The following is a 14,692-nucleotide window of genomic DNA, read 5'->3' as shown; positions in this document are numbered from 1 at the left end:
GACTCTCCTCAATCTCGGTTTTAAATTTCACAAGCAAAGGTTACAATAGAACCTCTTAATCTCTGTGCCTCTTTATATGTGCAGCGATTTTGTACCACTTCAAGTCCGGCTTCTTTTGCTATTTCAACTGCTTTTGGTGAAATGACACCTTCTTGTAGCCAGAAAACTTTCGGTTGGATTTCTACTGCCTCTTTCGCCACTTCTATCGCAGCTTCAGGGCTTCTAAATACTTGCACAATATCAATGGTAAAAGGAATGGATTTTAAATTTGGATATGCCTGTTCACCTAATACTTCTGTTTCTCTTGGATTAACTGGCACGATTTGATAACCTAATCTTTGCATTTTTCTTGCTAAACGGTAACTTGGTCTAGCAGGATTTCCACTTAATCCAACAACAGCTATCCTTTTTGCTCTTTGCAGTTCTTTGCCATCCACATCTTCTTTTAATGAGGATGATTGTAATGCCCATCGAATAACACCTTCATCATTTACTGCTGTTTCTCCTTTTTGTTCTCCCTTCGAAGAAATACCAGTCGCTTCATAGAAGGCTTGATCTAAGTCATTGGTTAAATCTCTAACCGATTCAATCCCAACTGATAAACGTATGAGTTCCTCACTTACACCGCTTTTAATTAAATCTTCTGCACTTAACTGTTGATGTGTGGTTGAAGCCGGATGAATAATGAGTGACTTCGCATCACCTACATTGGCTACATGAGACCACAATGCAATGGTATCTATCACTTTTTTACCCGCATCTCGGCCACCTTTAATACCGAAGTTCACAATGGAACCGAAGCCAGTGTTTAAATATTTCTTCGCGAGTTCATGCCCTGGATGCTCTGCTAAACCTGGATATGCGACCCAATCGACAGCTGGATGAGCGTTTAAGAAATGGGCTATCTTCGCTGCATTTTCCGTATGTTTCTCTATACGTAAATGGAGTGTTTCCAATCCTTGGAGTAAAAGAAATGCACTATGTGGGCTTAATGATGACCCAAAATCGCGCAGCAACTGAACACGAAGCTTTGTACTGAAAGCGAGAGTACCAAACTCATTCGCATAAACAATACCGTTATAACTTGGGTCTGGCTGAGTAAAACCAGGAAACTTATCATGATTCCAATTAAATCGTCCGCCATCAACTACAAGTCCACCAATTGTTGTTCCATGACCTCCAATCCATTTTGTTGCCGAGTGAATGACAATATCTGCACCCCATTGGATTGGTTTGCAAAGATAAGGTGAAGCGAAAGTATTATCAATAATAAGAGGAATATCATTTTCATGAGCAATATTTGCAACTGCCTCTACATCTAGGACATGAAGACTTGGGTTCCCAATAATCTCTCCATATAAAGCCTTAGTTTTTGGCGTAATCGCTTTACGGTAATTCTCAGGGTCAGAACCATCAACAAAATGAACTTTAATCCCATATTTCGGAAGTGTTATAGCAAAAAGATTATATGTTCCACCATAAAGGTTCGAAGCTGCAACAATCTCATCACCCGCTTGGGCAATATTCATAATCGAAAGAGCTATAGCTGCCATTCCAGATGAAGTCGCTACTGCCGCTACCCCATCTTCTAATAAAGCAATACGTTTTTCTAATACATCTACCGTTGGATTACCGATTCGTGAATAGATATTTCCCGTCTCATCCAATGAAAATAGGCTTTGCGCATGATCTGTATTATGAAAAACATATGAACTCGTTTGATAAATAGGAACTGCACGAGATCCCGTTGTCGGGTCTGGTGATTGACCTCCATGTAATAAAATCGTCTCATCATCATAAGTGTTAAATTGATTCGTCATTATATACTCTCCTCTACTTTTTAGTCGGATAATTAAAATAAATAACCCCCTCTTCATAAGAAGAGGGGGTTGCCTCATCTTATCTTCCAGACATTCACTGCCTGCAGGATTTAGCACCTTTTCAAGCATTTGCTTGAAGGTTGCCGGACTTCATAGGGCCTGATCCCTCCGTCACTCTCGATAAGAAATATTTTATTTTTTAAAGCGTTAATACTTTAATTACAAATAGAATTATATCCAAAAAACAAATTGTCGTCAATATAAAATCTGAATATATTTTATATTCCAATAAAATATTGGCTCTATCACATAAAAAACCCTTCCACCAAGAAGGGCAGAAGGGCTTTGAATTCACACGCTCACCTTCTCCTTATCTTTGGATAATATCCTCTGAAATTGGCACCATACAAAAGATTGCTGGTTGCCGAGGCTTCACTGGGTCAGTCCCTCCGCCTCTCTGGATAAGAAGTTCTATTTATTTGTTTAACATCATATACCCTTTTATAGGGAATCGTCAATAACATTTTGAAAATTTATTTATTTTCATCCTGGATAAGTGTCAAAAAATGATACAGTATCTTAGCTGTTAACCCCCATATCACATGACCTTTATAAGTATAAAAAATTTCTTGCATCCTTCGCGTTTGCCATTTATATTTTTCCCCATTAGGAATGAGATGATAAGGGAAGCTACTATTAGGCTCTGGCTTCATCTCAATATAATGAATTGATGGTCCCTCTTTCAAAAAATAAGTAAGTGGTACTGTGAAAATTTGATCCACTTCCTCTGGATTTAGCTTAAGATCACTGATGCTCTCTATTGTGCCTACAAACGGATAAATCACTGTATCATAAGGTGTCACTACATAATCAAGTTCTGAAAAAACAGAGACTTCTCCAATTGGGATACCTAACTCTTCACTGGTCTCCCTTTTTGCCGTCTCAATCAAATCCACATCGTCTTGATCCATTTTCCCCCCAGGAAAGCAAATTTCCCCTGGCTGTCTTCTCATAGATAAAGACCGTACTTCAAACAAAATATGTATTTCTCCATCTTTTTCTATTAGGGGAAGAAGAACAGCGAATTTATCCAATCTAGAGCTACCCAATATATCTGATTGACGATGCTGTATCTCTGATCTTATTTCTTCCAAATCCATGTTAATTACCTCCAAACCACACGACTTAAATCTTTATTTCTCTTTCTGCAATCTATCAATCATCCCCATTGTGCAGACATTTAAATCTAAGCCTATTAGCTTCTTATCCTCTGCACTAAGTTCAACATCGTGCGCTGTTAATAAATAATGTTTTACTTGTTCCAACAATTCCGATTGTATGGCTTCCTGCATTTTTATTATGTCATTTCCTTGGAGAAAAACGTCATCTGCAACTGAAGTAAATATAGGTAACCAATAACGAATTTGTGTAAAAACATCCTTTGGTTCAGGGCCCTCACCATAATGCCCAAAAAAGATATGTTGTGGTTGAAGTGATTCGATTTTTTCAACAGAAGATAACATCGCCTCTGGATCAAACTGATTAGGAGAAGTCGATGGCAGGACTAATGGATATCCTTTTCTTGCTATGCCAGGATAAAATACGCCAATTGTATCGCCAGTAAAGAAGCCATTACTTTTCGAATCATGGATTGAAAAGTGGTGCTTTGCATGGCCAGGGGTATCATAGAAAGTTAACAAACGTCCACCGATATCCAATGATTGTCCCTCTTCCATCGCGACTAACCTCTTCTCATCAATTGGCACAATCGGATTAAATAGTTGATCAAACTCATCGCCATATACCATTCTAGCACCAGCAATTAATTTACTAGGGTCAGCTAAATGCCGTTTACCTCTTGGATGAACATATACTTTTGCTTCTGGACATTGTTCTAAGAACAAACCAGTTCCACCAGCATGGTCTAAATGTACATGGGTGACAATAATATGCTTGATATCTTCTAGGTTAATGTTCAATTCTTGCAACCCTTCTATAAGGTGAGGAATCGAAGGACTAGCGCTTGTTTCAATCACTGTTAATTCTTCAGCACCTAATATATACGCCCCCGTACGCTCAGGTGTTTGTAAATCCATTAAATCAATCAGTTGAATATCATTACCTAAATCTTGAATTTTGTGCAAAGGAAACCCCTCCATATTACTCTTTATGAAAATTATGACATAAGTAGATGAAGAGAGCTACTTAAAAGAATTACAGATAAAAGTGCTCAAATCTACCTAGTGCTTAGTCAGTTGAGCAAAAAAAAAACACAGCATCAATCGCTGTGATATAACTAAAAAGCTCGATTGCTTTGTTCTCATCATTTTTCAAAACCTGCCTCCGAAACGCTCGTAAGTAAGCTATTACACTTCAGAACTTAGTTGCGAACCTTTCAAAACAGGCTCTCATTACGCTAACTTTTCCTTCTGTTCTTGTTCTTTAAAAAAGCCTTTCATCGCATGGAATACATCAGCCTTCTGCTTTAAAATATAATAACGGAACAAATCATTTTTTATATTTTTGTATGCTGACATTAAAGTAGAATGGCGGTTATATTGATTCACTTCCCCGTATCCAAACATACTTGATACTTTCATTAACTCTTCAACAAGTTTTACACATCTTGCATTATCTGAAGTTAAATTATCCCCATCTGAGAAATGGAATGGATATATATTATATCTGACTGGGTTATACTTTTGATCAATTAACTCCAATGCTTTACGATAAGCAGACGAACAGATTGTGCCGCCACTTTCTCCTTTAGAAAAGAAATCTTCTTCTGATACTACCTTTGCTTCTGTATGATGCGCAATAAATTCAATTTCTACCGTTTCATATTTCGTTCGTAAAAACCGAGTCATCCAAAAGAAGAAACTTCTCGCCATATATTTCTCCCAGATACCCATCGAACCACTTGTATCCATCATTGCTAGCACAACTGCTTTCGATTCAGGCTTCACGACTTCATTCCAAGTCTTGAACTTTAAGTCTTCTTGATAAATGGGGTGAAAAGCTGATTTCCCGTGCATCGCATTTCGCTTAAAAGCTGACATCATTGTTCTCTTTTTATCTATATTCCCCATAAGACCAGTTTTGCGAATATCATTAAATTCAATATTCTCGACGACAATTTGATCTTGTTCCTTTTTCTTTAAGTTCGGTAGCTCCAATTGTTTAAATAACGCTTCCTCAATTTCCATTAAAGAGACTTCTGCTTCAAAGTAATCCTCACCCGCTTGATCCCCTGCACCTTGCCCTTTACCTTGCCCTTTCTGACCTGACCCATCTCTCGCTACTACATCACCAACTTGACTATCGCCATCACCTTGACCGACATGCTTATTCTTATCATAATTGTAGCGAATTTTATATTCATCTAAGGAACGAATCGGTATTTTAACGACATCACGACCATTGGACATGACAATGTTTTCTTCTGTAATCAGGTCAGGTAAATTGTTTCTGATGGCATCCTGTACTTTTTCTTGATGGCGTTGTTGATCATCATGCCCTTTACGATGGAGGGACCAATCTTCCTGTGACACGACAAACTGATGGTTTTGATTTTTTTCGGTCATTCTCATTTGCCCTCCTTTTTTGTTTATAAAAAACTTTAAGGATTTTACGGAATTCATTCACATATCTCACCCAAAAACATACACTATGACGAGTGTCCATTGCTAACCTGAAAATATTTACTTATAGCTAGGTTCAAAAAATGTTGATTACTCTATCCTATGCTTTAAAACAGAATTATTTACATATTATTTAGACAATTATTAAAGTTGGGCGATTACTATCTATCATCCATCGTTCAACTAATACAAAATTGAATATAATGAAAAAAGCAATGGGGTCCATTGCTTTTTTCATTGTTTGTAGCTTTTATGATTTTCGCTTACCGACTTCCTGTTTAGGATCAGGTGTTTTTTGCATTTCTTTCAATTCTTCTTTCGATTTCATTTGTTCCATTTCTTTTCCAAGAGTTTCTATTTCTTCTTCATTGCTTGCCATTGAGCTATTTTCCGGTACTTTTTCTTCTTTTGACATATTCGTCACCTCTATTGTTTAAATACCCTATTTCTGTCTTTTTTAAACAATAGACTGGACGGTTTACCTATTTAATAGACTACCCACATAACGAAGTAAATCATTTGCAGATGTGGAATTATAGCCATGTTCATCAATAAGACGTGCTACTACTTCATTAATCTTCTTCAATTGTTGTTCATCCGGTGTTTTTGAAGAAGTTGTAATTTTGACGACATCCTTTAAGTCAGCAAATAATTTCTTTTGAATAGCTTCACGCAGGCGATCATGCGAATTATAATCAAATCGTTTACCTTTTCTAGCATAAGCACTAATACGAATGAGAATTTCTTCACGAAATGCTTTTTTAGCATTTTCTGAAATCCCGATTTGCTCCTCAATCGAGCGCATTAGTTTTTCATCTGGATTGATTTCTTCTCCAGTAAGTGGGTCTCTTAGTTTAGCCTTATTGCAATAAGCCTCAACATTATCAAGGTAATTCTCCATTAATGTTTTCGCTGATTCTTCATAAGAGTAAACAAATGCCTTTTGCACTTCTTTCTTCGCAATTTCATCGTATTCTTTTCGAGCAAGTGAAATAAAGTTCAAATATCGTTCTTTCAGTTCAGCAGTAATGGATGGATGTTGATCTAATCCCTCTTTTAATGACCTTAATACATCTAAGGCATTAATCGACGTCATCTCTTTACGAATGATGGTAGAGGAAATGCGATTGATTACGTAACGGGGGTCGATGCCACTCATTCCCTCATCTGCATGTTCTTTTTTCATTTCTTCTACGTCTGCACGATTAAAACCTTCTACACTTTCACCATCGTATAAACGCATCTTCTTAACTAAGTCAATATCGCCTTTTTTCGGATCCTTCATTCTTGTTAATATTGTAAACATAGCAGCAACTTTTAATGTATGGGGAGCAATATGAACATCTGACACATCACTTTCAAAAATCATTTTCTCATAAATTTTCTCTTCCTCGGTTACCTTCAAATTATATGGAATTGGCATCACAATAATCCGTGAATGCAGTGCCTCATTTTTCTTATTACTTATAAACGAACGATATTCCGTTTCATTTGTATGAGCAACAATCAATTCATCCGCTGATATTAAGGCAAACCGGCCTGCTTTGAAGTTTCCTTCTTGCGTTAATGATAGGAGATGCCATAGAAATTTTTCATCGCATTTAAGCATTTCTTGGAATTCCATCATACCCCGATTGGCCTTATTCAGTTCCCCATCAAATCGATAAGCTCTTGGATCAGACTCGGAACCATATTCGGCAATTGTGGAGAAGTCTATACTTCCTGTTAAATCAGCAATGTCTTGAGATTTAGGGTCAGAGGGGCTAAATGTACCAATCCCTACCCGCTTATCTTCTGAAAACATCACTCTTTCGACTATTACATCTTCAATTTTTCCATTATATTCTTGTTCAAGCCTCATCATATTGAGTGGTGATAAGTTTCCTTCAATTCTAATTCCATATTCATCTAAAAAGTCTTTGCGCAAATGATGTGGGATAAGATGAAGTGGGTCCTCATGCATTGGACAGCCTTTAATGGCATATACCGCTCCTTTATCTGTTAATGAATAGGCTTCTAACCCTCTCTTTAACATCGTCACAAGGGTTGATTTCCCGCCGCTTACCGGCCCCATTAATAATAATATCCGCTTTCTCACATCTAATCTTTTCGCCGACGGATGAAAATATTCTTCGACAAGTCGTTCTAATGACTCTTCTAGGCCAAATAATTGATTGCTAAAGAATTCATATGTTTTCTGCCCTTTCACATCATTAACACCAGCGTCTTTGATCATATTATAAACCCGTGAATGTGCGGACTGGGCAACCCATGGCTTTTCTTTTATGATTTCTAAGTACTCTCCAAAAGTCCCTTCCCATTTCAACTTTTCCTCTTCTCGTCTATACAACTCCACTTTTTTTAGAATATCCATATGGACCTCCCCCTGTCACATTATCAGAGACGATTATTACAATCTATGCTTGAAGAAAAACAAACATGCTTACCGAAAACAAATGACAAAAAATTTAGTCGGTTAAAGGGCTTTTACAAATAAAAACAACATTAGATTATCCATCCCCCAAGATCTATAAAAAGTGGGTCTTGAATAACGCTAATATCTAATACACATTCCTATGCAGAACTGTCCAATAATATCCATGATTTGCATTCACTATTTAAATTTATTAGGATATAATAAAGTTATATGTTGTGTTTCTATTTTTAGGAAAAAGGAGGCCATACATAATGGGTACAGTCCTAATTTTAGGTGTGATGGTGGCATTTTTAGTTTCAATTTTCACAGCGGGCTATGATGATAAGCCTGGTAAGCACATTAAATAATATGCGCTAACACAAAAAAAAACTGCGAGAGTCTAACTCCCGCAGTTTTTTTATCGTTTATCTAAACCTTTTTCTTGAACAAATTGCTTCATGTACATTCTCTTTTTACGCTCAAACATACCAGCAATCTGACTTGTCCAAGTATCATCACGCTTACCTGCTGTTCGCTCTTTATAGTAAGCAGAAATCACTTCATTGTATGCTTGTAATTCTTGAATATATATGTCCTTGTCCTGTTCATATTCATTTTCATGATAAATATGGTTCATTGGTAGACGCGGCTTTTGCGCATTCCTTTTCGCTGGGTACCCAACTGCTAGTCCGAATAATGGTATCACATGATCAGGTGTTTTTAATACTTCGCTTACTTCTTGAAGTTGATTCCGTAAGCCACCAACATAACAAATGCCAAGACCCATGGATTCAGCTGCTAAGCTTGCGTTTTCGGCTGCTAAAGCTGCATCGATTAAAGCCACCATAAATTTTTCCGTACTTTCAATGGACTCAGTTAAATCTATCCCTTCTAGTTCTGCAATGACTTCATGACGATGAAGATCTGCGCAAAACACAAAGAAATGCCCACTGTCTGCAACAAACCCTTGGTTTCCTGCCAATTCGGCCAACTTTTCCTTCTTCTGTTGGTCGGAAACACCTATAATAGAATACGCTTGTACAAAACTTGAAGTAGAAGCAGACTGAGCGGCTGTCACAATCTCCTTAATTTGCTCTTTCGTTAAACGTTTATCCTCAAAATGGCGTACTGAACGATGGTCTTTCATCAATTGAATCATTTCATTCATCATCTCATCTCCCCTATGTAAAAAAAATTAGTATATAAAAAGAAGATCTTGCCAAATGTAAGAGCAGACCTTCTTATTCACGCTAGCTCATTCGTGGATATCCTTGCTGACGCAGGGCTTCATAAATCAAAATAGCTGCTGTGTTTGATAAATTTAGTGAGCGCATATGGTCATTCATAGGTATTCTTAAAGCGCGATCAAGATTCGCTTGAATAAATTCCTTTGGTAAGCCAGTTGTTTCTCTTCCAAAGATAAAGAAGTAATTTTTTGATTGATCACTATAATCAAAAGTAGTATGCGGTTGTTTCCCATGTTTTGTTAACAAGAAAAATTCGCCGTCTTTATTTTTCTCTAAAAATTCTTCTAACGAATCATAATAAACAATATCTACATACGTCCAATAATCTAAACCCGCTCTTTTTAACATCTTATCATCCGTTGAAAACCCTAATGGTCGAATTAAATGAAGCGTTGTATAAGTAGCTGCACAAGTACGAGCGATATTACCTGTATTGCTTGGAATTTCTGGTTGATATAAAACAACATTCACTGACACTAACTGTTCACCTCTATTATAATATCTCGCTCTTATTATACACTTCTTCAGCTCATTACGAAAGGTAAGTGCTAGGCATCATAAATCGTAAAGAATTTATATTTAATATTTTCAGTATAAGCGGTAGAGTCTTCATAATCCCAATAGCGTTTGCGACTATTAGTCGTATGGGCATTTACAAGCGGCATATTCTGTTCATCTTTAGCCGTCACAATCGTCGTATGGTCAAAACGACCATCTCCTTGAAAATCATAACAAATGACATCTCCTAGCAATAATTCCTCAGGACGCTCCACTTCTTTCGCTCGTAATCCAATTGTCGAGTTAGCTAAATGAATACGCATAGAATGAGCTACACTCCAACTATAGCTCCAATTTTTACTGCGCATCCACCACCCCGTTCCCCTAGCAGGAAATCCGCGCATCGGGGCTCCTCCTGCATGTAGACATTGAGAGATATAATTCGTACAATCGACATCAAATGCATGAAACTGTGGATTATGGCTATTCCACCATTTTTCTGCGTATTGTACCGCTTTTCTGCGGTCAAAATGAAATGGATAAGATGAACGCGAATCTTCCTCTAAGATATCAACCGTGTCTTGATCATAAAGAACCAACTTTTCTTTATCCTCAACGAGCGTTTCTTTATAAAACTCAGCCACTCGTTCTTCCACCTCTTCTTCAATATAAAAAGTCTTTCCTTGCTTAATTAAATATTGAAAATGCGCCTTATACGAAATATATTTACTATCTTCTTGAATGTGCGGCTCTCCTTTGATTTTTCCAATTGCCTTTGCCTTTACGATACTTGCTCCCCTTTTTTCTAAACTTCTTTTTTTATTTTTTATCTTCATACAAGTATGAATAGATTCTCTCTCATTGCTGACACATTGCCTGACTCTTTTTTCTAATAGTTCTTGCAATTGTTCTTTCATCGTATCACTCCCTCCATTAACATGCATATGTTCATAAGAGGGGTTTAACGATAAAAAAAGAGAAAGTAATCGCATTACTTTCTCACATACTACATAATAGGATTAAACATCTTTAAACCTTTTTCGATTTCTTGTTGGACTTCAGGATCCTCTTCTGTAGCTTGCATTGCTTGTAAAGCTTTTTCTGCCTCTTCGCCTCCAATTTTCCCTAATGCCCATGCTGCTGTTCCTCTAATTACTGGTCGTGGGTCTTTTTTCATTAACATGATTAAATCTCCCACAGCTGATTCATCCTTAAAATGAGCTAGAGCGATAATACTATTTCTCTGAATAGGTTTCCTCCCTCTCCACGAACCAGAAAGACGACCAAACTTCTCCTTAAACTCTCTATTGCTCATATGAAGTATCGGTTTTAACAAAGGTTTGACAATTTCTGAATCTGGCTCCATTTCTTCATGAAAATGAAAATCCTTGCCTTTATTTTCTGGACAAATCGTTTGACAAGTATCACAGCCATAAATTCGATTCCCTAATTCTTCGCGAAACTCATCGGGCATAAATCCTTTTGTTTGCGTAATAAAGGAAATACAACGTTGCGCATTTAGTTGCCCGCCTTGAACGAGTGCACCTGTAGGACAAGCATCAATACATTTCGTACAAGTCCCACACTTTGACTCTAGTGGCTCGTCCGGTTCAAAAGGAATATTTGTGATGGTTTCACCTAAATAGACGTAAGAGCCGAATTCAGGTGTAAAGATAGAACAATTCTTTCCACTCCACCCTATACCCGCTCGCTCAGCTACAGCACGGTCAGATAAAGCACCTGTATCGACCATTGATGTAAATCGGACATCAGGAACAAGCTCTTCCAAGTAGGCTTCTAACTTACTTAGACGATCCTTCAACACTAAATGATAGTCATCTCCCCAAGAAGCACGGCAAAAAATACCTCTTCTCTCACCCGGTTTACTCACTACGCGCTCTCTCATCTTTGTTGGATAAGCTAGGGCAATACTAATAATCGACATCGGTTGATCCATCAATAACGCAGGGTTGACTCTCTTTTCTATATCAGGCTCTTCAAAACCTGATTGGTATCCGAGCTCTTGTTGTTTCATTAATCTATTCCGCAAACCATCAAAAGTTGATGCAGTGGTAAATCCAATCTTATCTATTCCAATCGTCTTACTATATCGAATGATTTCTTCTTTTAGTTCAGCTATATTCAAGGATTATTCACTCCTCCTTGGTTTTCCATGTGATTCATCTTCCCTCTCATGATAAACTAGTTATTATAAAATCAGGAGGTGTAAACATTGGTAATCAACATTTCAAAAGATTTAAAGACCTTATTCCCTCAATTCAAAATAGGCATCATTACATACAATCATATCACTATATCAGGTTCTCCCCAAATGGTAAAGGGCCGCTTACAACTCTTTCAAGAGTCATTATTTTTTGATCTTGAAGAAAAGAATATAACTGAATTTGCAGGGATAAAAGAATGGCGAAGTATTTTCAAACAAACAGGTAAAGACCCCAACAAATATCGTCATTCTGCTGAAGCAATGTATCGAAGAATTAAAAAACAGAACTACCTACAGAGCATCAACAGTGCCGCTGATATTAATAATTTTTTCTCATTAAAATACGAAGTCCCGATTGGCATATACGATTTAGATTGTATCAACGGAAATATTGATGTGAGAATCGGAGCTGATGGAGAAGTTTACGGAGGATTAAACGGACGTGATAATTCACTAAAAAACTTAATTATTTTAAGTGATTCACTTGGGCCATTTGGTAGTCCATTTGTAGATTCTACTAGAACAAATGTTAATGAACAGACAACCAATGCATTACAAGTCGTCTTTTTAAGACATTCAATTGAAACAGTTGAGGCACAAGCACTGCTCAACTCACTAAAAGATATGTTTATCCAAGTTCATGGAGGTAATGGTCAAGTTGAGGTAATAGTTTAAAAAAATAATATCCTATTTTTCTACAGCATTAAATTTGGCTATAGAAAAAATGCACCCCACTTATTAGATTGTGTCTAGCAAGTGGGGTGCATTTCACTCTTATTTTGTTCGATTTTTAAGTCTATTATTTCTTAGCCATTAAATATAGAAAATACGGCGCCCCAATAAATGATACAATTACTCCCGCTGGTATGCCAATCGTATCAAGTAAAACTCTGCCAACCGTATCTGCTGAAAGTAAAAGTAAGCCCCCAAACATTGCCGCAACAGGCAAAAACAACTGATGTCTAGGACCGACTAAGCTTCTTGCAATATGGGGTGCTAACAAACCGATAAATGCTATACCGCCACTAACGGATACTGACGCAGCTGCCAAGGCCACGGAAGCCAATAACAGTATATACCTTTCCTTATTCGTTTTAACTCCAAGACCTACAGAAAGCTCTTCATTTAAAGCCATCGTATTTAGCGTATTTGATTTAAAGTAAATGAACGGGATTAATATTGCAAGCCAAGGAAGGAGAGCAAAGACAAATAACCAATCATCTCCCCATATTCTCCCTGCAGCCCAGTTGGCGAAGAAATCATACTCTTCTCTAGCCATTTTAGAAGCAAGAGTTAACAATGCACCATTTATAGCAGCAGCTAATCCTACACCAACTAAAAGCATTCTACCAGGTTGAATGCCCTCCCCTCTCTTGTAAGAGAGAAGGTAAATGAATATAGCGGTAATTAATCCTCCAATTAAAGCGAATAGTGGCAACAAATATAAATGATTGCCTGTACTATTTCCAAATAACAAAACAAAGAAAACGACAAACAAACCGGCACCTGAATTAATTCCTAGTATTCCCGGATCTGCTAACGGGTTCCTCGTAATACTCTGTAAGATTGCCCCCGACAAAGCTAAACCCATGCCTGCGAGCACCGCAATCAGTATCCTCGGCAATCTAAAGGTAAATAAAATCAGGTTTTCCTTCGCCGTTCCATTACCAAGTAATGTTGGCAAAAGACGATCGGGACTTAAAGAGGCAAATCCTGTTGCTACACTAATTGTAAAGATAAGCAATAGTAACACAAACGTCGAGATAATGATAATAATTGAACGTTTAAAGTGGCGGGCACTAATCATATTAATGATCTCCCCTTTCTTGCAAGGTACAAGAAGAAAGGTAGGCCAAGTATTGCTACAATTGCTCCCATTGGTGTTTCAAAAGGAGGATTAACCATTCTTGCTGCCGTATCGGCTAAAACTAAAAACACACTACCTATTACGGCTGAACACGGAATAATCCATCTATAATCCGTACCGACTAAAAATCTCACGATATGAGGAATTAATAAACCAACAAAAGCAATCGCCCCAACAAGAGAGACCGCGGCACCTGCTAATATAAGCACAACCGTCATGAGCACAGCCTTAACAATAAAAGTTCTTTGCCCTAAGCCTTTAGCCACATCTTCTCCAAAGCTTAATACAGTCAAACTTCTTGAGAGCATGATGGCAATTATAATACCGAAAAGTACTGTAGGTGTAACAATTTGCAACTGTGCCCATGTTGTTCCTGAAACGCCACCAGCAGTCCAAAAGGCAATACTTTGTGATAATTTATTTATAAGTGCTATCCCTTCTCCAATCGATGAAAGAAATGCAGTAACTGCCGCACCAGCTAACGTTATTTTTAGTGGACTCATCCCACCTCTTTTCATTGCGCTAAATCCAAATACTAAGCAAGCAGCAATCCCTGCTCCAATAAATGAGAATAACATAATAATCATATAATTTGTATTGCCTACATACGAGAAGGCAATCGCTAGTCCTAAACTTGCACCTGCATTTAAACCTAGTAAACCCGGATCTGCTAAAGGGTTTTTTGTCATTCCTTGCATAATGGCACCACTAACAGCAAAAGCCGCGCCGACAACAGCAGCTCCTAGCTCACGAGGTAATCGTATACTTCTTATAATTTGGTGGTCTTCGTTTCCTTGTTCATAAGCAAATACAGCTTGCCAAACATCTGCAAATGAAATACTCGCTGCTCCAACCGAAATAGCCAAAACTAAGCTACCTACTAAAAGTAGGCAGCTTAGTACTAGAATAATAGAAGCAATTGCAGGACGTGCATATATTTTCTTTTCCTTTGCTTCATTAAAAGTATTATTTTTCATTA

13 protein-coding genes and 2 riboswitches are annotated in these 14,692 nt (G+C 37.5%); of the genes, 1 reads left to right on the top strand and 12 read right to left on the bottom strand.

Features of this window, described 5'->3' with window-relative positions:
* Positions 1-20: 20 nt before the first annotated feature.
* The 10 genes from MKX83_RS08110 to queG form a co-directional block, all read right to left on the bottom strand.
* A complete protein-coding gene (locus MKX83_RS08110; RefSeq protein WP_341054953.1) occupies positions 21-1,820 on the bottom strand; it encodes a PLP-dependent aspartate aminotransferase family protein in 1,800 nt (599 codons plus the stop codon).
* 76 nt (positions 1,821-1,896) lie between these two features.
* Positions 1,897-2,007, bottom strand: a riboswitch (SAM riboswitch).
* Positions 2,008-2,187: 180 nt separating this feature from the next.
* Positions 2,188-2,288: riboswitch (SAM riboswitch) on the bottom strand.
* Between the two features lie 65 nt (positions 2,289-2,353).
* On the bottom strand, positions 2,354-2,980 hold the full coding sequence (locus MKX83_RS08105) for an NUDIX hydrolase (RefSeq protein WP_341054951.1): 627 nt from the start codon (positions 2,978-2,980) through the stop codon (positions 2,354-2,356).
* 33 nt (positions 2,981-3,013) lie between these two features.
* Entirely contained in the window at positions 3,014-3,964 is a 951-nt protein-coding gene (locus MKX83_RS08100) for an MBL fold metallo-hydrolase (RefSeq protein ID WP_341054949.1), read from the bottom strand.
* A 267-nt stretch (positions 3,965-4,231) separates the two neighbouring features.
* Positions 4,232-5,404 carry a sporulation protein YhbH gene (yhbH, locus tag MKX83_RS08095; protein ID WP_095369979.1) on the bottom strand — a complete coding sequence of 391 codons (1,173 nt, stop codon included), beginning with the start codon at positions 5,402-5,404 and terminating at the stop codon, positions 4,232-4,234.
* A 307-nt stretch (positions 5,405-5,711) separates the two neighbouring features.
* On the bottom strand, positions 5,712-5,876 hold the full coding sequence (locus tag MKX83_RS08090; protein ID WP_180316988.1) for a hypothetical protein: 165 nt from the start codon (positions 5,874-5,876) through the stop codon (positions 5,712-5,714).
* Positions 5,877-5,939: 63 nt separating this feature from the next.
* Complete coding sequence (locus MKX83_RS08085) at positions 5,940-7,835, bottom strand: PrkA family serine protein kinase (protein ID WP_307318272.1); 1,896 nt, start codon at positions 7,833-7,835, stop codon at positions 5,940-5,942.
* Positions 7,836-8,295: 460 nt separating this feature from the next.
* Positions 8,296-9,045: an oxygen-insensitive NADPH nitroreductase gene (nfsA, locus tag MKX83_RS08080; protein ID WP_095373493.1), complete on the bottom strand. Its 750-nt coding sequence runs from the start codon at positions 9,043-9,045 to the stop codon at positions 8,296-8,298.
* A gap of 82 nt (positions 9,046-9,127) precedes the next feature.
* Positions 9,128-9,601: a tRNA (uridine(34)/cytosine(34)/5-carboxymethylaminomethyluridine(34)-2'-O)-methyltransferase TrmL gene (trmL, locus tag MKX83_RS08075; protein ID WP_341054947.1), complete on the bottom strand. Its 474-nt coding sequence runs from the start codon at positions 9,599-9,601 to the stop codon at positions 9,128-9,130.
* 71 nt (positions 9,602-9,672) lie between these two features.
* Positions 9,673-10,539: an amidase domain-containing protein gene (locus tag MKX83_RS08070; RefSeq protein ID WP_095369982.1), complete on the bottom strand. Its 867-nt coding sequence runs from the start codon at positions 10,537-10,539 to the stop codon at positions 9,673-9,675.
* An 89-nt stretch (positions 10,540-10,628) separates the two neighbouring features.
* Positions 10,629-11,768 (bottom strand): tRNA epoxyqueuosine(34) reductase QueG, encoded by a 1,140-nt coding sequence (gene queG, locus MKX83_RS08065; protein WP_095369983.1) that lies wholly within the window; start codon positions 11,766-11,768, stop codon positions 10,629-10,631.
* An 87-nt stretch (positions 11,769-11,855) separates the two neighbouring features.
* On the opposite strand from queG, the gene MKX83_RS08060 reads away from it, so the two are divergent.
* Positions 11,856-12,521 (top strand): B3/B4 domain-containing protein, encoded by a 666-nt coding sequence (locus MKX83_RS08060; RefSeq protein ID WP_095369984.1) that lies wholly within the window; start codon positions 11,856-11,858, stop codon positions 12,519-12,521.
* Positions 12,522-12,645: 124 nt separating this feature from the next.
* Here MKX83_RS08060 and MKX83_RS08055 read toward each other — a convergent pair whose 3' ends face one another.
* Positions 12,646-13,653, bottom strand: coding sequence for a FecCD family ABC transporter permease (locus MKX83_RS08055; RefSeq protein WP_095369985.1), 1,008 nt, complete (start codon positions 13,651-13,653; stop codon positions 12,646-12,648).
* The gene (locus tag MKX83_RS08050; protein ID WP_322909115.1) at positions 13,650-14,690 is read right to left on the bottom strand and encodes a FecCD family ABC transporter permease; all 1,041 of its coding nucleotides are present in this window, start codon (positions 14,688-14,690) and stop codon (positions 13,650-13,652) included. The genes MKX83_RS08055 and MKX83_RS08050 overlap by 4 nt, the downstream gene beginning before the upstream one ends.
* Positions 14,691-14,692: the final 2 nt, after the last annotated feature.

This window comes from Cytobacillus sp. FSL M8-0252 (assembly GCF_038007345.1).
In the GTDB taxonomy this organism is placed as follows: domain Bacteria; phylum Bacillota; class Bacilli; order Bacillales; family Cytobacillaceae; genus Cytobacillus; species Cytobacillus kochii.
The sequence above is the reverse complement of the archived record's forward strand: the minus strand, read 5'-3'. Positions and strand labels throughout refer to the sequence as shown.